Raw genomic sequence first — 21,212 nt, 5'->3', positions numbered from 1 at the left:
ATTATCCTTCATTTTGTGCTTTTAATTCTGTAATTTTTTTCTTTAGCGTTTCTTTTGCACTATCACTGAGTTTTGAATTTCCTATAGGAAAACCTATAGATTCCATCACACTTTTAATCTCATCTAAAGATTTTTTACCTAGATTTTTTAAATCTGCAAGTTCGCCTACACTCATTAAAGCAAGCTCACCGATATAAACCACATTTGCTTTTTCTAGGCAATTAAAGCTTCTTGCGCTTAAATTTAACTCAGTTATATTTTGAAGTAATTTTACATGTTCTACTTCATTATTTTGTGTTTGGCTTCTTACAACGCTTTGCGCATTAGTGATTTTATCAAACACCGATAATTGTTTATACATTGCTTCTAAAGCATTTTTAAAAGCATCACTTGGTGAAATTTGACCATCAGTTGTGATTGTAAAAACAACTTTTTCATAATCTGGGTTATCTTCAAAAAGCACTTTTTCTATATCATAAACTGCATGTTTTACCGGAGTAAAGAATGCATCAAGTGCTATAAATTCAGGATCTAAGAAATTTTGCACTTCTTCAGAAGGTACATAACCTATACCTTTTTCAATGATTAAGGTAAATTCTAAATCTGCATCTTCATTGATCGTTGCAAGATAGCTATCTGCGTTCACAACCTCAACAACATCGTTATCTAAGTCTTTTCCGCAAATTTCTTTTGGTCCTTTAAAACTAAAAGTTATAACTTCTTTTTCAGAATCTGTTTTTAGTTTAAATCTTAATTTTTTTAGATTGATAATAAACAATGCTACATCTTCAAGCATACCACGCATACTATCAAATTCATGTGCTACGCCTTTGATTTTAACTCCTGTTGGAGCAAAACCTACTGTGCTTGAATAAAGCAAACGACGCAAAGGATGCGCCAAAGTAATAGCATAGCCGATTTCAAAAGGCCATGCGCTTACTTTTGCTACTGTATCACTGATATTTTCAATACTAAACTCTGTCGGTGTATAAGCAGAAGTTGTAATATGTCTCATATCAAAAACCTTTATTATTTAGAGTACAACTCAACGATATATCTTTCCTCAACTGGAATGATAACTTCTTCTCTTTCAGGTTTTCTTGTAAAAATTCCAAATCTTTTATCTTTTTCTACATCAACCCAAGCAACTATACCAGTTTGAGCAGTAAGTTCGATCGCTCTTGAAATTTGAGGATTGTTTTTGCTTTTTTCAATCACTTCAATTTTTTGACCTGCTTCTACTCTATAACTAGGAATATCCACTCTTTTACCATTTACTAAAATATGTCCATGAGTTACAAGTTGTCTAGCAAAACGGCGTGTTGTAGCAAAACCCATTCTATAAACAACATTATCAAGTCTTTGTTCTAAAAGCTGGATTAAAAGCGCACCGGTGTTGCCATCTTTTCTAGCAGCTTCGCTAAATAATCTTCTAAATTGTTTTTCACTAACTCCATACATAAATTTAGCTTTTTGTTTTTCTCTTAATTGAAGTCCGTATTCGCTGATTTTAGCTTTTCTTTGTCCATGCTGACCTGGTGCGTAAGGGCGTTTATCTAAAGCACTTTTACCTGCTAATCTTCTTTCGCCTTTCATTGCCAAGCTTACGCCAAGTCGTCTTTCTAATTTCTCTACTGGTCCTCTATATCTTGCCATTATAATTCTCCTAAATCTTATATCTTATTCTTAGACACGACGACGTTTTGGTGGTCTACAACCATTATGAGCTAATGGGGTAATATCTTTTAAGAAAGTTACTTTAATACCTTCCATAGCACCTACACTCTTAACCGCTGTCTCACGACCACTTCCTGGTCCTTGTACTTTAATACCTACTTCTTTAATACCATGTTCTTTTGCTTTATTTAAAGCATCTTCTACTGCTTGTTGTGCTGCATAAGGAGTTGATTTTTTAGAACCTTTAAATCCTAAACCACCTGCACTACTCCAAGCGATAGCATTTCCCATTTCATCAGTTACAGTAACCATAGTATTATTAAATGTTGCACTGATATAAACTATACCTTTAGCTATATTTTTTTTAACTACTTTTTTCTTAACTACTTTTCTTTTTGCCATTTTCTATCCTTATGATTTTGCACCAACGGTTTTTCTCTTACCTTTTCTAGTTCTGGCATTTGTTTTTGTTTTTTGACCACGAACCGGTAAGCCTTTTCTATGTCTTAAGCCTCTAAAGCTTCCTAGATCCATTAATGCTTTGATATCCATAGCAACTTGTTTTCTAAGATCACCCTCAACCATATAGTTTTCTTGAATTTCTTTACGGATAGCTGCTGCTTCATCTTCACTTAGTTCATGAACTCTTTTATCATAAGAAATTCCTGTTTTATCTAAGATTTTTCTTGAAGTATGCAAACCTATACCATAAATATAAGTCAAACCATATTCAATTCTTTTTTTCTTTGGTAAATCCACACCTGCAATACGAGCCATAAATTATCCTTGTCTTTGTTTGTGTTTTGGATTTTCGCAAATAATGCGAACTACGCCTTTACGACGAACTACTTTGCATTTGTCACACATCTTTTTAACAGATGGTCTAACTTTCATGCTTTACTCCTGTTATTGTAAATTCCACTTTTTTTACAACTGCACCAGGTTTTTAGAGCAACCAACTATTTTCAAAATAAGTGGTGATTTTGAAAATACTTCTTCATACAGTTTTATTGCAATTTCTGCAAAAGTGCTAATTATACTTTACTTTTGCTTTTAAACAACTTAGACTTATTTGTATCTAAATGTAATACGACCCTTATCAAGGCTATAAGGTGTTAGTTCCACTTTAACTCTATCGCCAGGCATAATCCTAATATAATGCATACGCATCTTACCTGCAATATGACAAAGTATCACATGTTTATTATCTAATTCAACTTTAAAAGTTGCATTAGGTAAAGCTTCGATTACATTACCATCAATTTCGATAATATCATCTTTTGCCAATGCTTTTCTCCTTTCTACAAAATACAAAGCTATTATTTTATCACAATTTTTCTTTTTAAATTTTTAATATTTTTTACAAACTACGGCATTTTTTATTATAATTACCAAAACACTATAAAAGAAAGTATTTAAATGTTAAAAAGTTTAAAAAGAAAAGATTATAAAACACTTTCTTTATCTTCTTTGGGAGGAGCTTTAGAATTTTATGATTTTGTGATTTTTGTCTTTTTTGCTAATTATATTTCAAGAATTTTTTTTCCAAGCGATATGAGTGATTTTTGGAAACTTTTAAATACTTATGGAACCTTTGCAGCAGGATATTTAGCTAGACCACTTGGTGGTATAGTTATGGCGCATTTTGGTGATAAATTTGGCCGTAAAAAAATGTTTATGCTAAGCATATTACTCATGGTGCTTCCAACTTTTTCTTTAGCTTTTATACCTACTTTTGAAAGCATAGGTTATCTAGCTCCGGTATTTTTACTACTTGTTAGAATAGCTCAAGGTGTAGCTATAGGCGGGGAACTACCTGGTGCTTGGGTGTTTGTAAAAGAACATGCGCCTGATGGGAAAGATGGTTTTTGTGTTAGCGCTATTAATGCTTCTATGGCTTTTGGAATTCTTTTAGGATGTGCTGTTGCATTGGTAATTAATCATTGTTTTGAGCAAGAATCAATTTATGATTATGCTTGGCGTATTCCTTTTGCTATAGGTGGATTTTTTGGCATTATTTCTATATATCTTAGAAAATTTCTAGAAGAAACACCGATTTTTCAAAAAATGCATCAAGAAAATAATTTAGAAAAATTTCCGCTAAGGACACTTTTTAAAGAAAAAAATATTTTTTTAGACATCATCGCCTCTATGCTTTTAACATGGATGCTTACAGCTTGCGTGATTATACTCATTTTACTTATGCCAAATTTTATACCTGAGGTTTTAATTCTTGATAAAACAGATGCTATTTTAATACAAATGATTGCGATAATAATTTTATCTTGTGGAACCTTGCTTGCTGGAATTTGGGTAGATAAATTTGGCTTTTTAATCACTAGTTTGATATTTACAATAGGTTTTAGTCTTTCTTGCTTTTTTTATTTTTATTTTTTCTATGCTCAAATTTTACATTTAAGTATATATTTTTATTTTATTGCATGTTTTTTTGGTGGTATTAATGCCTTAGCGCCTATTTTAATGTGTAAAATTTTTAAACCAAGTATTCGCTTTAGTGGAATTTCTTTTTCTTATAATATAGCCTATGCTATAGCAGGTGGTTTTACACCTCAGCTTGTATTTATGTTGCATTCTTTAGCTATAAAACCTGAGAATCCTTTTATTTATGGAATTTTTATTTATATTTTATTTTTATCATTTATAACACTTCTAACCACTGTATTTACTTATAAAAGATTAAGATTTTAGTGCTATAATTAATAAAAATTATTAACTAAAAATTTATAAAATAAAGGAAAATGATTATGAAAACTTTTATTATTTTAATATTTTCTTTACTACCACTTTTAGCACTTGAAATGATTACCCCTTTGCCTGAAAGCGTTCCTTATGATAAAGAAAAAGCTATCTTAGGCAAAAAGCTTTACATGGATACAAGTTTATCAAAAGATAAAAAAATATCTTGTAATACTTGTCATGATATTACAAAATTTGGAGTTGATAATAAAACTTTTTCAACGGGTATTAATGGCATAATAGACGAACCATTTCATACACCTACAAATTTCAATGCTGTTTTTAATCTATCTCAATTTTGGAGAGGCAATGCAAAAGACTTGCAAGATCAAGCCAAACATCCTTTATTAAATCCCAAAGAAATGGGCTTAAAAGATGAAAATGAAGTAGTACAAATTGTAAAAGCTAACCCAATTTATGAAAAAGAGTTTAAAAAACTTTATGGAGAAATTAGCTTTGAAAATATAACACACGCTTTAGCTGAGTTTCAAAAAACCTTACTCACTCCAAATTCTCCTTTTGATCGCTACTTAAAAGGTGATAAAAATGCAATAAGCGAGCAAGCAAAAAGAGGTTACAATGCTTTTTTATCAAATGGTTGTATAGCATGCCATCAAGGTCAAAATATAGGTGGCAATATGTATCAAAAAATGGGAGTATTTGTACCTTATGATAATGGAACAAACTGGAAAGGGCGCTATGAGATTACCCAAGATCCTCATGATCAATTTGTAGTAAAAGTGCCAAGCCTTAGAAATATAGCCAAAACTGCTCCTTATTTTCATGATGGCTCCATGCCAACACTTGATGCTTGCGTGCAATTTATGGCTTATTATCAACTTGGTAAATTTTTAGAACAAGATGTGGTTGATGATATAGTTGCTTTTTTAAATTCTTTAACAGGAGAATACCATGACCCACTCAAATAAAAAATCTTTTTCTTTTTTAAAACAATTCATCGCTTTGTCTATAGTGGTTTTGGTGTTACTTTTAACTTTGACTTTATTTATCTTTAATACCTACAACACCACAAAAAGAAATTCACTCATCATGGGTTCTTTTCAAAAATTAGAAATTCTAGATACCAAAATAGATGAGATTTTTAAAAATAAACTCAATTTACAAAATTATGACACTAGCGTTGCTTTAATACAAGATTTTGAAAATACTTTAGCAATTTTAAAAGCCAATAAAATAGACACTAAAAAAATACAAACGATTTTTGAGAAAAAAAATGCTCAATTACAGCATTTTAAATCAGCTAATTCTATTGCTATAAATTCAAAACTTTATCTTTATGAAATTCAACAAGAAATCATTAAACAAACAAACAAGCTAGCACTTACTGCTCAAGAAGCTAGACAAATAGAATCTATCGGGGATATATTAAGCATCATAGGAACTATGGATATACTAGAACCTTTAGCACAAAATCGTCTCCAAAGTTTAGTAGCAAATTTAAACACAAACGATCCACAGCTTCCACAAGAATTATTTGAACTTTTTAGCACACATTGTAAAATGATACTAAGTCAGATTAAAATTTTAAAAGATAATTCTCAAAGTTTTCTTGATCAAGAATTACAAAAAGAAATCATATCTCATAAAAATTTCATTGCTCAAGAAATTAATCTTAACAACAAATACAATCTTTACACCGCTATAGGAATTTTCTTATTCACCTTAGCTGTATTGATTTTCTTCATACTTTTAACATTAAAAAAAGTAATCATACCTATATCTTTACTTGAAAAACTAAGTGCAAACTTAGCTGGCGAGCATGCGAATTTAAGTGCAAGATTAGATATTGATAAAAAAAGTGAATTAGCAACAAGTGCTGGCTATATAAACTCTTTTATACAAATAGTGCAAAATTCGGTTTTAGAAGCTATACAAACTGCAAATTCAAGTCACAAAAGCTCACAAAAGCTTTCTCAAAATGCTGAAGTTTTACAGCAAAGTTCACTTTTACAACATGAACAAATTTCTAATGTCCATGAAATAAGTTCTATCTTAGAAAGCCATATAGACTTAACACAAAATTTAGCTAAAAACACTATAAATGATATGCATGGTATGCAAGAAGTAATGGCTAAAGTTGAGCTTACACTTAAAGAATTAGTAGAGCTTATATTATTAAGCGGCGAAAAAGAACAAAGTGTTTTAAGTGCTATGGATATGCTAGTACAAAGTGCTGATAGCATAGTAGAAGTTACTACAACCATAAAAGATATAGCCGATCAAACCAACTTACTTGCACTAAATGCAGCTATTGAAGCAGCGCGTGCAGGCGAGCATGGACGTGGCTTTGCTGTGGTTGCTGATGAAGTTAGAAATCTAGCAGATAAAACCACAAAATCTTTAGTTGCTATAGAAACTACTGTAAGAACTATAGTGCAACAAATCAATGATAATAAAAGCTTGATGGATGGAATTCATCAATCCATGAATGATACCTCTAACAAAGCTAATATCTTGCAAGGTGAGGTTGGAACTTCTATAGAAAAATTAAAAACAAGTATTCATTCTACTAAAATCATGGAAGAAAAAAGTGATGAATCAAAAGCTAAAATGAATGAGCTAGAACAAAATATAGAAAAAGTAACCGAACTTGCAAATTGTGTTAAAAATTACTCCCTTGATTTAACACAAATTTCACAAGATGTTTTAGAAAATGCTTCTAAACTTTCAGAAAAACTAAAAACATTCGAGTAAGAAAGATTAAACTTTCTTACTTGGATAAAATATCTGCCTTACCATTTATAATAGCAACACAATGCTCATAATGAGCAGCATTTAAACCATCTTTGCTTCCTGCTTCCCAATTACCTTTTAAATGCACTGGCGTGCCATCTTTTTGACATACCATAGGCTCTATGCAAAATACCATGCCATTTTTGATTTTAGGTCCACTTTTTGCACTAGCACCTGGTTCTAAATAATTTGGAATTTCAGGCTCACCGTGTGGCTTTTTGCCTATACCATGACCACAATAACCCTTCAAAGGCACAAAACCTCTTTTAGCAATAAACTCACCAAGTTCATAAGAAAGCTCTTTAAAGCGCATACCCTCTTTGATAATATCTATAGCATAATACAAAGCATCTTTAGCACAAGCAATTAACGCCTCATCAGTAGCTGAAATTTTACCTATAGGTATAGTCCTTGCTGCATCTCCATAATATCCATCTATGCAAGTGCCCACATCAAGCCCTAAAATATCGCCTTCTTTTAAAATACGCTCATCGCCTACACCATGAATGCAAGCTTGATTAAGCGAGATACAAATACTGCCTGGAAAACCATACAAACCTTTAAAAGATGGTTTTGCACCATGATCAAGTATAAATTCTTCCGCTTTAATATCAATTTCTTTTAAACTCATACCTGGAACTATAATACCCTCTAGATAATCAAGCGTTCTAGCTACAAGCTCATTTGCTTTGCGTAGTTTTTCTATCTCTGCTGGTTTTTTGATTTCTATCATTTATATTTTCCTTAAAAATTTTTAAAAATTTAGCATTTATGCGCTTTTAAAAGCTTTAAATTTTTATGTTGTAAATTTATTTTAAATTTATAAAAAAATATTTATAATCATAATATTTTATTTATTATTTTAAATAGGAGTAAATGAGTATGAATCGGACTTTAAATACCCATGGGGGGGGGATAGCCTTTCTAAAAATACAAAAGAATGTGAACTTTTAAAAAATTCTCTTAAATTTTCTACTTTAGTTTTAAGTCTTTCTTTAGCTTTTTCATCTACAGAATTAAATGCAGCTGGGATCGGGGAACACGGAAAAAATGGTGGAGTCGTAACAGAAAAAGGTCAAGATGGAGCTAATGGAAATGCTTCTCAAAAAGATATTACCAAAGAATTTGATATTAACAACATAAACCAAACTATTCAAATAGATACAAGTGAGCAAAATAAAGCAAATGGTAAAAATGGAACAGATGGATTTAAAGGAAATTCTGGAACAGATGGAAAAACCACAGGCTATTCAGGCGATCAACACATAAATGGCTTTAACGGTGGAAAAGGATCAGATGCTACTAGTGGTGGAAAAGGTGGAGATGGTTCTAGTTTAGGTAATATAAAAATAACAGGTTACATCATCAAAGAAAAAACCAATCTTAGTGATAAAAGCTACACATTAGTTTTAAAAGGTGCCTCTGGTGGTAATGGTGGTAATGGTGGTAATGGTAAAGATGGTGGTAATGGTGGTAATGGTAGCGATGGAAAAAGTAGTGATTTTGGTTGGAGACCAACCAACGCAGAAGGTGGTCATGGAGGCCATGGTGGCGCAGGTGGTAATGGAGGATCTGGTGGTAATGGAGGTAATGGAGGATCTATAAGCGCTACTTTATTTCAAAACAGTGTAAACAATCCATTTGAGCTTTCTGTAAAAGCCATAAATGCAACTGCTACAGGTGGCAATGGAGGTAATGGAGGAAAAGGTGGCAATGGAGGTAATGGAGGAAAAGGTGGCAATGGAGGACACGCTCAATCTTATTGTATAACAGGTTTTTTTGGATGCTTAAGTCCTTTACCTGCCGTCGGTGGTAATGGTGGTAATGGCGGTAATGCTGGTAATGGCGGTGATGGCGGTGATGCTGGTAGTGCAGGTAGTGCAACCATCACAGCTATAGATATAGATGACAATAACAATGCCATAGTAATGATAGACAACATCAAGCTTTCATCTACTGGAGGAAATAAAGGACAAGCTGGATCTGGAGGAAATAAAGGACAAGCTGGAGCTGGAGGAAATAGGGGTGGAGCGAGTTCGGCTGGAGGAGATATAAGCGAAGGTAATCAAGGATGGAATGGCGCAGGCGGTAATGCTGGTAATGGAGGAACTGGTGGTAATGCCGAAGATGCTAAAGATGCCATTGCTAATGGTATAGATTTAAGCAATAGTACTCTAACTTTAGGCAGCGTAAGCGGTAGCGGTATAACCATAGAAACAAATGCAGCCAATGCTAGCAATAAAGAAGCATTTGGCATCAAAGCAAATAATTCAACTATCATTTTACAAGATAATCTAACCATAACATCAAAAATAGACAATGGTGCAAATTCAAACGATAAAAGAGGTGCAAAATTTGAAAATAGCACTTTAAAATTTGATAACACTAAGGGCTACAAAAGCTTTACAACAGACTCTTTGGTCTTAACTGGAAACAATACTTTTGAAATAAATATTGATTCACAACAAAAAACAGGAAATTCAATCAAAACAGATTATATAAGCAATAATGGAAATTTGAATTTAAAAATACAAGATGACTCTTTAGTAAAAGATATACAAGATGGAAAATACTCAAATATAGAAAATCCATACACCATAGATGTAAATCACGATATTATATCTTCTACAAACGGTGGCTTAAACAACATCAATATAAATTCTTTATCCAATGGTATTGACTTAGAAAACGAAAGATACTTGACCACATACGAGCAAAGTAAAACTGATAACAAAATAAGCGTAGATAGTGTTACCATAGATAAATCAAAAGCTGGAGTTGATGGCAAAGATGGAACAAGCCACAATGTTCAAGTTTTAAATCTAAACGGTAGCAAAACAGCTCTTTACTCTACAAATAACACCGGAACTAAAGGTGGAGATGGTACAAAAGGAACCGATGCTAAATTATATGGTGATGGTGGCCATGGCGGAGATGGTGGCCATGGACAAGGTTTTGTCATAAATGGAGTAAATGGCATAAAAGATGGAGAAACTTATACTATCGATAAAGATATTACCATAACAGCCAAAGGTGGAGATGGTGGAAAAGGTGCTGATGGTGGATATGCAGATGGACCTGATCATAAAGATGGAAGAACACAAGCAGGGCACGGAGGAAATGGTGGTGATGGTGGAAGTGTAGAATTGAATGGATTTTACGCTGAAGGAAGAAAAAATATTACTCTAAATTTAAATGCAGATATCACTCTAGATGCAACTGGTGGAAAAGGTGGTGAAGCTGGCAAAGGAGCTAGTGGAGATAAAGGTTATGGTGGTGGAGATTTAACCATACTTGATCCAAATAGAGATCAAACAGCTATAGATGGCATAGATGGGACAAAGGGCGAGGATGGAACTGCAAGCGCTTATGGTATACACATAGCAAATGGCTCTATACTCAATCTTTTTTCAGATAAAGATATAACTATTGATGTAAAAGCCGATGGAAAAGATGCTAAAGCTAGTTCACTATATGCTGATAATGCGACCTTAAAAGTTGGAACAAACCTTACCTTAAAAACCACAACTAGTAATGGAGCTAGTGGTAATGGAGCTACATTTAAAGATTCAAGAGTTGATTTCATACATGAAAATGGGGAATATCACACATTAACATCTGATACCATAAAACTAGAAGGTAATAATAATTTTATTTTCAACACAGACTATACAAAAAACCAAGGAGATAAGCTAATAGTGGATAGGTTTGAAGTTGATGAAAATACCGGAACTCAAACTGTTTCCATAAGAGATCAAGAAATCAATAAACAATTAGAACAAGGTAGTTTAACATCAGGTAGTTGGGATACAAATATAGTGATTATAGAGTCAAAAGAAAACTTTGATAATGGTTTAAAATTTGAGTCAAGCGGAAGTGGAGGAGGATATGACACTATAGACAAAAGATATGGAGTGGAACTCTCAATAAACCAAACCAACAATCAAGTAATAATAGACAAAGTAAGCATAGCAGAAAGCAAACAAGGAGAACATGGTAAAAGTGGTATAGGATATAACTTTGCCAATACCACAGAACTTTCAAAAAACAAATCTTTTAAAGAAGCATTAACATTTAATCAAACCGGAAAAAACGGTGAAAATGGAACAAGCGGTAGCGATGCTTATCTTTATGGAAGTGGTGGAAATGGAGGTCATGGTGGCCATGGAGAAGGATATAGAGTATTTGGATATAACATCAAAAAAGACACAAAAGCGAGTAACTCTATAGTTTTAAATGATATCAATATAGATATAAAAGCTGGTAATGGCGGAAATGGAGGTAATGGCGGAAAAGGTGATGGAGCTGATCATAAATACAATAATGGTAGCGTAAACAAAGTCCAATCTGGTAATGCAGGACATGGTGGTAGAGGTGGAGATGCCATAGGTATAGCTGTTTTAAATCAATCAGGAAAAGAAATAAATATTGATTTAAATGGGGATATTAACATCAAAACTCAAGCTGGAAAAGGTGGCGAAGCCGGCAAAGTTGGAGATATTACTAATGCTACTATCATCAATGAAGATGCTAAGTACCAACAATCTCAAGCAGGAAGCATAGGTTATGATGGGCTTGATGGACTTTCCTATGCAGTAGGATTAGCAGATATTGGAGGCACTCTAAATATAGGCTCTAAGGATGGAAATGTTCACACCATAAAAGTTTCAGCTTCTACCCAAGCAGAAAACAAAGACAATGTTAAAGCTTATTCTATTTACGCAGATGGCTCAAATATAAACTTTTTATCTAGCATTAACTTAGAAACACAGATCAATGATAATGAAGTTGGTAATGGAGCTTACTTTAATAATAGTATTATAAATTTTGGACACATTGACTTTCCTGTAAATAATACCGATGATACAGTAAAAAGTTCAAAATACGACTTCAGAACAGTAACAAGTGATAAATTTACACTAGCTGGAGATAATTCTTTTGGTTTTTACACTGATCTAGCCAACAACACTGGAGATAGCTATGTTATAACAAAAGAAATTGATTTTAAAGCTTTAAATAAACTACACATTAAAATTTTAGACGATGCTAGTGCAGGATTATTTGATGATAAAAATCCTACTACACAAACAATCACTGGAAATCACACACTTATTGATTTAAGTCAAGTTGAAAATAAAGACAAGCTCAATTTAAAAGATTTTATTCTTGCTTCTAATCAAACAGTAGAAAAAGATCATGGCGCTATACGTTACACTATAACACCAAATATCGATCAAAATCAAAGCAATGGAAATATATATATTGATAGATTAGATGTAATCAATAATAACATAAGTTCGTTAGTAGATCCTTCAGAAATTGTTAAAGCTGTAATTGACAATGCATTTTTATTAAACAGAATGCACCTTTTTAATCAAAACCAACTTTCTGAAAGATTTAGATTGCTTAAAGAAAATGAATATTCAAAAGGAGGAATGTGGACACAAGCTTATAATTCACATTTTAATCAGCACACCAATGTTTATAGTCCTAGAGAAATAGACAGTATTTACACAGGAGTAAAATATGGTTTTGATGAAATTATAAATTATCTTAACTTTAACATGATGACCGGTGTTCATCTAGGATATGGAACCTTACATTCTAATCTAGACAAATTAAGCAGTTCTGAGATTAATAATTTTTCAACAGGTATGTACTCTGCAATGTTTTGGAAAAATGGAGTATATCTTGAAGCAGACTTTGCTATAGATCATTACAAAAGCAAAATATCAGCAAATCAGGCAGGAAGTTTTGAAACTAATAGTGCAAAATTCGATAATCTTGCGTATTCTGCTGGTTTTGCACTTGGAAGAAAATTCTATTTACCAAATAATGCATTCTTAGATGCTTATATGGATATTGATTTTACCTATTATCAAGATCACGATGTTAAAACATCTAATGGCATAAGAATGCAACAAGATGATTATAGAAATCTTGGTATTATGGCATCTGTTTTAGTTGGTCAACAATACAATGAAGGAAAATCTATGGTTTATCTAAAAACAGATTTCGGACAATATTTCTCAGATGCCAAAGATCAAGGCAAACTCCAAGATCCATTAACTGGAAATTGGGATTACAAAACAGCAGATTATTCTCATGCTTTTGCCAATGCTATAATAGGATTTAAAGCAAAACCTAGCAATAAAACCGAAATATCTTTTGAGATAAATCGTTACTTTATGGAAGACATGGATGCAAACTATGGTTTTAGAGGAGAATTTAGATATCTATTTAACTAAAAATTCTTGAAGATTTAAAATCTTCAAGAATTAACATACACTTGTAAGATTAGTAGCTAAACCACCTAAGGAAGTTTCTTTGTATTTTGAGTTCATATCCTTGCCGGTTTCATACATAGTTTTTATAACCTCATCAAGACTTACTTTTGGAGTTGATTTTCTACTCATTGCCATTCTAGCAGCCGAAATAGCTTTAATCGCTCCAAAGGCATTTCTTTCTATGCAAGGAATTTGCACTAAACCACTTACTGGATCACAAGTTAATCCTAAATGGTGTTCCATCGCAATTTCAGCAGCATTACAAGCTATCTTTGCATCAAAACCCATCACAGTGGCCATAGCTCCTGCTGCCATAGAACTTGCACTACCAATTTCAGCTTGACAGCCAGCTTCAGCACCACTTATGCTTGCATTTTTCTTATAAAAAGAACCTATTAACATAGCAGTTAGTAAAAAATTAATAGCCTTTTCATCATTAAAACCAACCGTATGGTTTTTAAGATAAAGCATTACAGCAGGCACAACAGCACAAGCTCCATTAGTTGGAGCAGTTACTACTCTAGCTCCACTTGCATTTTCCTCTGCAATAGCAATAGCATATAAAGAAATAAAATCAATAATCCCCAAAGGATCGCTTGTCATAGCCAAACGCTCATTAAGCCCTTTAGCACGGCGCTTTAAGTGCAAATTTCCTGGAAGAAAATCTGAACTTGGATGAATACCATTATAATAAACTTCTTGCATTACTTCCCAAATTTCTAAACAATAAGCTCTAATTTCTTCTTTGGTATGAAATTGAAGCTCATATTCATAAGAAAGTTTTGCTAGATCCCATGATCTTTCTTCACAAATTTTTAAAGCATCACTTGCATTGTTAACATCAAGTTCTAATTTAGTATGTTTTTGCTCGCAAGCTCCGTCTTTGTGTTTTTGAAGCTCAGCTTCACTCATAACAAAACCACCACCCACTGAATAATAAATTTCTTCAGCAATGATTTCTCCATTTTCATCATAAGCGCTTACTTTTAACCCATTTTCATGTAAAGGTAAAAAGTCTTTTTCAAAAATCAAATCTTTATCATAATCAAAATTTAATTCTTTTTGAGCATTTAAAACCAAAATTTTATCTTGTAAAATTTTATTAAACACACGATCTTGCAAAGCAGCGTTGAGTTCTTTTGCTCTTAAGCCGCTCAAACCCCATATAATAGCCTTATCACTTAAATGGCCTTTACCAGTAAGTGATAAAGAGCCATAAAGTCTGATTTGAATTTTTGTAATTTGTGTGATTTTATCTTTAATCTTTTCACAAAACATATTACCCGCTAGCATTGGCCCTAAAGTGTGAGAAGATGAAGGACCAACGCCAACTTTAAATATACTTAAATTACTACTCATTCACTAACACCTTAAAAAGTATAAATTACAGTAATAATTGTCAAAATACCTGTGATAAATACAAATGCATCTAAAGCTTTATTTTGGAATTTTTTCATTTTAGAAACAGTGTAAATTGCAATCATAGGCATTAAGAATAAGATTGCAGCAATAATTGGACCACCTAAGCTTTCAATAAAACCTAAAATGCTTGGATTTACATAAGCAGTAATTAACATAACAATATACATTACTAAAGTAGAATAAACTGCGATTTTTTTCAAATCAGGATTTTCATTACCTGCTAATTTGCAGCATTTTCTAACTATACCATAAGCACCTTCTCTAGCACCAAAATAATGACCAAAGAATGAACTAGAAATTGCTAAAAATGCGATTAATGGACCACCATAAGAAATAAATGGATTATCAAGCTTATTAGCAAAATAAGAAAGCACAGGTATGTTTTGCGCTCTAGCTTCAGCAAGTTCAGCTGGAGTTAAAGAAAGCACACAAGATACCACAAAAAACATAACAAAAGCAAGCAACATTACAGAGGTTCTAAGCAAAATTTGATTTGCTTTTTGTACCGAATTTTCAGGATATTCTCTTTTTACACTTAGAGAAAAAGTAGAAATAGCCGGTGAGTGATTAAACGAAAACACTAAAACTGGTAAAGTTAGCCACACTATAGTGATAAATTCTTTCGTACCAGGAATAGCACTAAAACTTTCAAATGACCATTGTGGAATAAGATATAAAGAAAATAAAAATAAAATAGCACATAAAGGATACACAAGCCATTCGCATACTTTAGTGATTAATTCTTCACTAAAAAGCATAATAAGCATAAAAATACTTACCAAAACAAAAGCAAAAGCAGCTCTATAAAAAGGAAGTAAATTAGCTATAGTTTTTCCTTGCTCATTAACACTTGTTTGATACATAGCACTAATTGCACTTGCAAAAGAACCATTTGAATCTAAAAGTGGTAAGAATTGATTATAAATAAAACTCTCAAAAGTATTAGTTATACCTACACAATACGCTAAACAAATTGGGAAAATTGCAAAGAAATAAAGCACAGAAATAAAAATACTTACTTTTCTACCAAAATACTCTTCAGCCGCATGAGTAATGTCTTTATCATTACCATTTGCTTGGCATACAAAACGACTTAAGGCTCTATGGCTTAAATACACCATTGGAAAAATAATCAAAGCCATCACAACAACTGGCCAAAAACCACCAACACCTGCCTTAATAGGTAAAAATAAAATCCCCGCACCAACTGCAGTCCCAAAAAGAGAAAGCATCCAACGCGTATCAAAAGAATTCCACTTAAGATTATCCACATTTTCTCCTTGTAAAAAATAATAAAAAAAGCTTTTACCTAAAAAAAACTTTTTGTATTATTTTACAAATATGCTCTGGAGTAATTTGGCATAATTTTTTCTCTTTCATTTAAAGCAACTGCGGCTTCATTTGCAAAATTTGGATTTCTTAGTAATTTTCTACCATAACAAACCAAATCACACACCCCACCCAAAAGCAAAGCCTCGCCTTCACTAGCACTATTTATAAGACCTACACAAGATATAGGAATTTTAACAACTTCTTTTAAGGCCTTAGCATAAGGAGCTTGATAAAGTGGTGCTATGTTTGGCACTAAAGAAGGTTTATTGATATTTCCTCCTGCTGAAACATCTAGCATATCAACGCCTAATTTTTCTAAAATCAAGGCAAGTTTTTTACTATCTTCTAAATTCCAACCACCTTCTTGCCATTCCGTAGCTGAAATTCTTACAAATAAAGCAATATCAACTTCTTTTTTTATGCGCTTAGTAATATCACACAAAAGACGTATTCTATTTTCAAAACTACCACCATATTCATCATCTCTTTGATTTGATAAAGGCGATAAAAACGAACTAAGCAAATATCCATGAGCACTATGAAGCTCTACTGCATCATAACCTGCTTCTTTAGCTCTTTTAGCACTTTGAATAAATTCTTGCTCAATTTGTAAAATTTCATCTTTGCTTAAAACATGAAGTTTGGAAAATTTTTCACTAAAAGCTATATTGCTTGGGGCTTTTGATATGGCTTCTTTACACGAATTTTTACGGCCACTGTGATTTAGCTGAATGGCAATTTTAGCACCAAAATGATGACAAAGCTCAACAAGCTCTTTATGTCCTTGAATTTGAAAATCTCCCCAAAGACCTATATCATTATCAGCTATTTTTGCATTTTCATTAATCGCACAAGCTTGAACTATGATAAGCCCAATACCACCCAAAGCTCTGGCTCCATAATGTATCAGGTGAAATTGATTAATCTTACCATCTAAAACTTGTGTTTCATACATATCCATAGGGGGCATTACAATGCGATTTTTTACATAAAAATTTCCAATCTTTAGCTCACTTAAAAGTAAAGACATAATACCCCTTGAAATATTTTTATATTACTATAATAGAAAAAAATTAATTTTTCTTAAAATACATTGTATTTTTAATTGATATTGTAAATTTTAATAATTAATTATCAAAAAAATATTTTTTGAATATATTTTTTTATCTTAATAATAATATTTCAAATGTTAATTTTTCTATTTTTTTCAAAGAAAATGAAAATTTAAAATAAAAAAGTGTAAAAACCACACATTTTAGTCAAATAAGCTTTTCTCAAAACACTTTAGCATAAAGCTTTTGCGGTGCAAGGGCGAATAACCAAATGCTTTAATTTTTTCTATATGAGCTTTTGTACCATAACCTTTGTGTTTATCAAAATCATAATGATTATATAATTTAGAAAAATAACACATTTTTTGATCACGACTTACCTTGGCTAATATACTAGCTGCTGAAACTTCTTGTACTTTCATATCAGCTTTAATCATGGTTTTTATACCTAAAACCCCATAATTTAAATTTCCATCATATAAAATCTCATCTTGATTAAAGTGTTTTTTTATGATTTTTAAAGCTAGTTGCAAACACTGACTAAGCCCCAAAGTATCAATCTGCAAAGGCGAAAAAGCAAGGATTAAAAAATTTGAGCTAGAAAGAATTTGCTCGTATAATTCTTCTCTTTTTTTTGCGCTTAGTTTTTTAGAATCAGCCAAACCATCAATATTTTTTAAAAGCTTGCAAGCTCCTATGTGCATATCTCCAGCCAAAGCCCCGCGTCCAGCCTCATCTACTCCAACTAAAGCCATTATCTTTCCTTTATAATGCTATATTTTTCTACTAATTTTTCTAAAGAATAATTCATATTAGCAGGTGAACTTGAAGGGAGTTCAAAAAATTCTTGTTCAGGATAAAATTTAGCAAAATATTTACTTGCAACTTTACCTAATACACAAATTTTTTCTATATTTGCCTTATCTAAAATCATATTTATATCATTTGCTTTAGCATAAGAAATAGTTTTATCATCTGAATTTTTTATCTTACAACTTGCTATAACATCCCAAAGTGCTATATGATTTGCTTTTAAAAAAGCTTTTTGAACTTGTACTGTTTTTAACTCACACTCAAATAATATTTCAAAAATACGCCAAAAACGATTTTTGCTATGTTGATAATAAAAATTTTCTTCTCTTGATTTAATAGATGGGAAAGAACCTAGTATTAAAACTTTTGAGTTTTCATCAAAAAAAGGTTTGAAAGGATGAGTTAGAATTTGCATATTAGACCTTGATAAAAATAAAATATTTTATCATTTTTATCAAGGTTTTTAAAATTATCCTAAAAATTCGCGTTTGAAGTATTCTTTTGGAGCTTTACATAAAGGACAGGCATTTGGTGCTTTTTTACCACGGTGTATATGCCCACAAACTTCACAAACCCATAATTCTTCTACTTCTGAATTAAAGAAATCTTCTTCTTCAAGCATTTTTTTAAGCGCTAGATATTCTCTTTCATGTTCAATTTCTACTTTGCCTATAGCTGTAAATAATCTTGCTATATTTCTTTTGCCCTCATCTTCTGCGATTTTTGCAAAATTTGGATACATAGTAGTATGCTCATAGTTTTCGCCCTCTGCTGCGCAGATTAAATTTTTAGCAGTTTCTTCTAAAGCTTTACCATCTACTAATTCATGATAAGCTTTAAATTCAGCTCTTGCGTGCCATTTTTCATTTTCTGCAGCTTCTCTAAAATGTTTTGCAATAGCATGCCAACCTTCTTCTTGAGCAATATCTGCAAATAAATCATATTTATTTCTTGCCATAGATTCGCCAGCAAAAGCTTTCATTAAATTTACAGCTGTTAAATCTTTAGTAATACACTCCATTTCTTGACCACAGCAACTAAGCTTTCCACCACCTACATTTTGTACTTCTACTTCATTGCCACATTTTTGGCATTTATAACTTTCATATTGTTTCATTTAATATCCTTGTGATTAATTAAGTAAGATTTTTATTGAAAAATCCACCCAAATGTTATTTTAGCATTTGGGTGTTAAAGGTTTTAGTATTTTAAGAAATATTCTTGGATTTTCTTAGGATCGCTTGTTTTAGTTAGAGCAAGCATTAATAATACTCTAGCTTTTTGAGGACTCATATCACCTGTATCAATAAAACCAAGTTTTGCATCAGCATCACTTACTGCAACTCTACCAGCTACTACGCGTGAGCTTACCGCTACATTAAGACCCTTTTTAAGCAACTCTTTTAACACATCTTTTTGATAATCATGAATACTACCAGCACCTGTTCCAGCTACAACTATACCTTTAGTTCCATTTTCAAACAAAGCTTTTGCTGCAACACCGCTACCATCATTTGCATAACTATAAAGAATATCTACTTTTGGCAATTCTTTTAGTTTGCTAACATCAAATGGAGATTTTTTGGTGTGTAATTTTGTATTAGTATTATAGAAAAATGCTTTTCCATCTACTATATAACCCATATCACCCATATCTGGTGAGCTAAATGCATTTACATTTAAACTATGAGTTTTCATAACGCCTCTAGCACTTTGAATTCTATCATTCATAGCCACCATTACGCCTTTATTTTTTGCTTGAGGATTTGCTGCTAATGCTACAGCGTTGTAAAGATTTTTAGGACCATCTGCACTAATTGCAGTTGATGGGCGCATTGCACCAACCAAAACAACAGGCTTGTCGCTTTTTACGGTTAAATTTAGGAAATATGCAGTTTCTTCCATAGTATCAGTACCATGAGTAATTACAACTCCATCTACATCAGATTTTAAAAGTCTATTAACTTCTTTAGCAAGTTTTAGCCAAATTTCATTTGTCATATCTTTGCTATCAATATTAGCAATTTGATCTCCGCTAATTACTGCCAAATCTTGAATTTGAGGCACTGCCTTAATCAAAGCATCAACCCCCAAAACTCCAGCTGTATAACCTGTAGTAGCTACTGAACTATCAATCGAACCAGCGATGGTTCCACCTGTAGCTAAAATCGCAACTTTTGGTTTTGCTTCCAAAATTCCTGCTCCTAAACTTAGTGCCATAGCTGCACACATTAACATTTTTTTCATGTTAGTCCTTTCATTAGAAATGATAAAGATTATAATGCAACTATGTTTAAATAAAAATAAATTATAAATATAAAAAATACTTTAGTAAATAACCATTAATTTAAAGCCATAAATTTGCAATTTTTTTTAGTTTTTCTACATCACTTGAAGCATAAAATTCAATATTAGCTTCTTCTTGGATTGATGTTAAGTTAAATTCTTGCTGTAATTGCAAAGCTATAGCTTCACCTGAATGAATAAGTTTTGTGTTTTTACCAAAATACTCTTCCAAAGAATGGGCGATTAAGGGAAAATGTGTGCATGCTAAGATTAAAGCATTAGGATGAAATTTGAGCTTATTAAAATAATACTCAAAAGCAGCTTTTAAAAAATCTCCTTGAAAAATCCCTTCTTCAACCATAGGTACAAAAAGCCCAGTTGCTTTTTCTTCCACTTTTAAAAAACCTTCTTTAATTAAAGCTTGTTTATAAGCGTGAGAATCCACAGTAGCTTGTGTTGCAATGACTAATATATTAGAGTTTTTATCTTCTAAAGAGTTTTTAACCGCTAAAACTCCTGCTTCTATAACCCCAAGAACCGGAAATGGTGCATTTGCTTTTAGAATTTCTAAAGCATGCGCACTAACTGTATTGCACGCAATGATAAGCATATCTACTTTTTTTTCTTTGAAAAATTCTAAAGCTTCTAGAGAAAATTTAATGATGGTTTCTTTATCTTTAACCCCATAAGGCACTCTTGCAGTATCCCCATAGTAGATATATTCTTTAAAAAGTTTTGCTTGAAGTAAAGATTTTAAAACACTAAGCCCACCTACACCACTATCAAAAACGCCTAGTCTCATCAAAATCCTTTAAAAAGGAAGAAAGTAGAA

General features: G+C 32.2%; 20 protein-coding genes. 5 read left to right on the top strand and 15 right to left on the bottom strand.

The features are described 5' to 3' along the window. Window position 1: 1 nt before the first annotated feature. The 6 genes from L8T90_RS05040 to infA form a co-directional block, all read right to left on the bottom strand. On the bottom strand, window positions 2–1,015 hold the full coding sequence (locus tag L8T90_RS05040; RefSeq protein ID WP_263736886.1) for a DNA-directed RNA polymerase subunit alpha: 1,014 nt from the start codon (window positions 1,013–1,015) through the stop codon (window positions 2–4). 14 nt (window positions 1,016–1,029) lie between these two features. Next, window positions 1,030–1,656: a 30S ribosomal protein S4 gene (gene rpsD / locus L8T90_RS05035; protein WP_039617184.1), complete on the bottom strand. Its 627-nt coding sequence runs from the start codon at window positions 1,654–1,656 to the stop codon at window positions 1,030–1,032. A gap of 30 nt (window positions 1,657–1,686) precedes the next feature. Continuing rightward, window positions 1,687–2,079, bottom strand: a complete 393-nt coding sequence (gene rpsK / locus L8T90_RS05030; RefSeq protein ID WP_012660844.1) for a 30S ribosomal protein S11 — start codon at window positions 2,077–2,079, stop codon at window positions 1,687–1,689. Between the two features lie 9 nt (window positions 2,080–2,088). Beyond that, entirely contained in the window at window positions 2,089–2,454 is a 366-nt protein-coding gene (rpsM, locus tag L8T90_RS05025; protein WP_012660843.1) for a 30S ribosomal protein S13, read from the bottom strand. A 3-nt stretch (window positions 2,455–2,457) separates the two neighbouring features. Further along, window positions 2,458–2,571, bottom strand: coding sequence for a 50S ribosomal protein L36 (gene rpmJ, locus L8T90_RS05020; protein ID WP_002781429.1), 114 nt, complete (start codon window positions 2,569–2,571; stop codon window positions 2,458–2,460). A 174-nt stretch (window positions 2,572–2,745) separates the two neighbouring features. Then, complete coding sequence (gene infA, locus L8T90_RS05015) at window positions 2,746–2,964, bottom strand: translation initiation factor IF-1 (RefSeq protein ID WP_012660842.1); 219 nt, start codon at window positions 2,962–2,964, stop codon at window positions 2,746–2,748. Window positions 2,965–3,096: 132 nt separating this feature from the next. On the opposite strand from infA, the gene L8T90_RS05010 reads away from it, so the two are divergent. From L8T90_RS05010 to L8T90_RS05000, 3 genes are read left to right on the top strand one after another with little or no spacing between them, the layout of a single operon-like run. After that, the gene (locus L8T90_RS05010; protein ID WP_263736885.1) at window positions 3,097–4,386 is read left to right on the top strand and encodes an MFS transporter; all 1,290 of its coding nucleotides are present in this window, start codon (window positions 3,097–3,099) and stop codon (window positions 4,384–4,386) included. Window positions 4,387–4,439: 53 nt separating this feature from the next. After that, window positions 4,440–5,363, top strand: a complete 924-nt coding sequence (locus L8T90_RS05005) for a cytochrome-c peroxidase (protein ID WP_412175001.1) — start codon at window positions 4,440–4,442, stop codon at window positions 5,361–5,363. Further along, window positions 5,347–7,149, top strand: coding sequence for a methyl-accepting chemotaxis protein (locus tag L8T90_RS05000; protein WP_263727981.1), 1,803 nt, complete (start codon window positions 5,347–5,349; stop codon window positions 7,147–7,149). The genes L8T90_RS05005 and L8T90_RS05000 overlap by 17 nt, the downstream gene beginning before the upstream one ends. A gap of 16 nt (window positions 7,150–7,165) precedes the next feature. On the opposite strand, the gene map is transcribed toward L8T90_RS05000, so the two are convergent. Then, entirely contained in the window at window positions 7,166–7,921 is a 756-nt protein-coding gene (map, locus tag L8T90_RS04995) for a type I methionyl aminopeptidase (RefSeq protein WP_039617176.1), read from the bottom strand. A gap of 692 nt (window positions 7,922–8,613) precedes the next feature. On the opposite strand from map, the gene L8T90_RS04990 reads away from it, so the two are divergent. Continuing rightward, entirely contained in the window at window positions 8,614–8,793 is a 180-nt protein-coding gene (locus L8T90_RS04990) for a hypothetical protein (protein ID WP_263736884.1), read from the top strand. A gap of 323 nt (window positions 8,794–9,116) precedes the next feature. Continuing rightward, window positions 9,117–13,436, top strand: a complete 4,320-nt coding sequence (locus L8T90_RS04985; protein ID WP_263736883.1) for a pertactin-like passenger domain-containing protein — start codon at window positions 9,117–9,119, stop codon at window positions 13,434–13,436. A gap of 30 nt (window positions 13,437–13,466) precedes the next feature. On the opposite strand, the gene L8T90_RS04980 is transcribed toward L8T90_RS04985, so the two are convergent. The 8 genes from L8T90_RS04980 to murI all read right to left on the bottom strand — a co-directional run bounded on the left by L8T90_RS04980 (window position 13,467) and on the right by murI (window position 21,182). After that, window positions 13,467–14,834 carry an L-serine ammonia-lyase gene (locus L8T90_RS04980; protein ID WP_066007744.1) on the bottom strand — a complete coding sequence of 456 codons (1,368 nt, stop codon included), beginning with the start codon at window positions 14,832–14,834 and terminating at the stop codon, window positions 13,467–13,469. A gap of 11 nt (window positions 14,835–14,845) precedes the next feature. Continuing rightward, window positions 14,846–16,129, bottom strand: coding sequence for an aromatic amino acid transport family protein (locus L8T90_RS04975; RefSeq protein WP_412175000.1), 1,284 nt, complete (start codon window positions 16,127–16,129; stop codon window positions 14,846–14,848). A gap of 101 nt (window positions 16,130–16,230) precedes the next feature. Continuing rightward, entirely contained in the window at window positions 16,231–17,259 is a 1,029-nt protein-coding gene (locus L8T90_RS04970) for a tRNA-dihydrouridine synthase (protein WP_263736881.1), read from the bottom strand. Between the two features lie 225 nt (window positions 17,260–17,484). Continuing rightward, complete coding sequence (locus L8T90_RS04965; RefSeq protein WP_263679245.1) at window positions 17,485–18,036, bottom strand: ribonuclease HII; 552 nt, start codon at window positions 18,034–18,036, stop codon at window positions 17,485–17,487. Beyond that, window positions 18,036–18,509 (bottom strand): DNA-deoxyinosine glycosylase, encoded by a 474-nt coding sequence (locus L8T90_RS04960; RefSeq protein ID WP_263736880.1) that lies wholly within the window; start codon window positions 18,507–18,509, stop codon window positions 18,036–18,038. The genes L8T90_RS04965 and L8T90_RS04960 overlap by 1 nt, the downstream gene beginning before the upstream one ends. A gap of 54 nt (window positions 18,510–18,563) precedes the next feature. Beyond that, the gene (locus L8T90_RS04955; protein ID WP_012660833.1) at window positions 18,564–19,211 is read right to left on the bottom strand and encodes a ferritin family protein; all 648 of its coding nucleotides are present in this window, start codon (window positions 19,209–19,211) and stop codon (window positions 18,564–18,566) included. Between the two features lie 83 nt (window positions 19,212–19,294). After that, on the bottom strand, window positions 19,295–20,326 hold the full coding sequence (locus L8T90_RS04950) for a type II asparaginase (RefSeq protein ID WP_256374651.1): 1,032 nt from the start codon (window positions 20,324–20,326) through the stop codon (window positions 19,295–19,297). Between the two features lie 115 nt (window positions 20,327–20,441). After that, window positions 20,442–21,182, bottom strand: a complete 741-nt coding sequence (gene murI / locus L8T90_RS04945; RefSeq protein WP_263663720.1) for a glutamate racemase — start codon at window positions 21,180–21,182, stop codon at window positions 20,442–20,444. Between the last annotated feature and the right edge of the window lie 30 nt (window positions 21,183–21,212).

This window comes from Campylobacter sp. RKI_CA19_01121 (assembly GCF_025771295.1).
Lineage (GTDB): Bacteria > Campylobacterota > Campylobacteria > Campylobacterales > Campylobacteraceae > Campylobacter_D.
The sequence above is the reverse complement of the archived record's forward strand: the minus strand, read 5'-3'. Positions and strand labels throughout refer to the sequence as shown.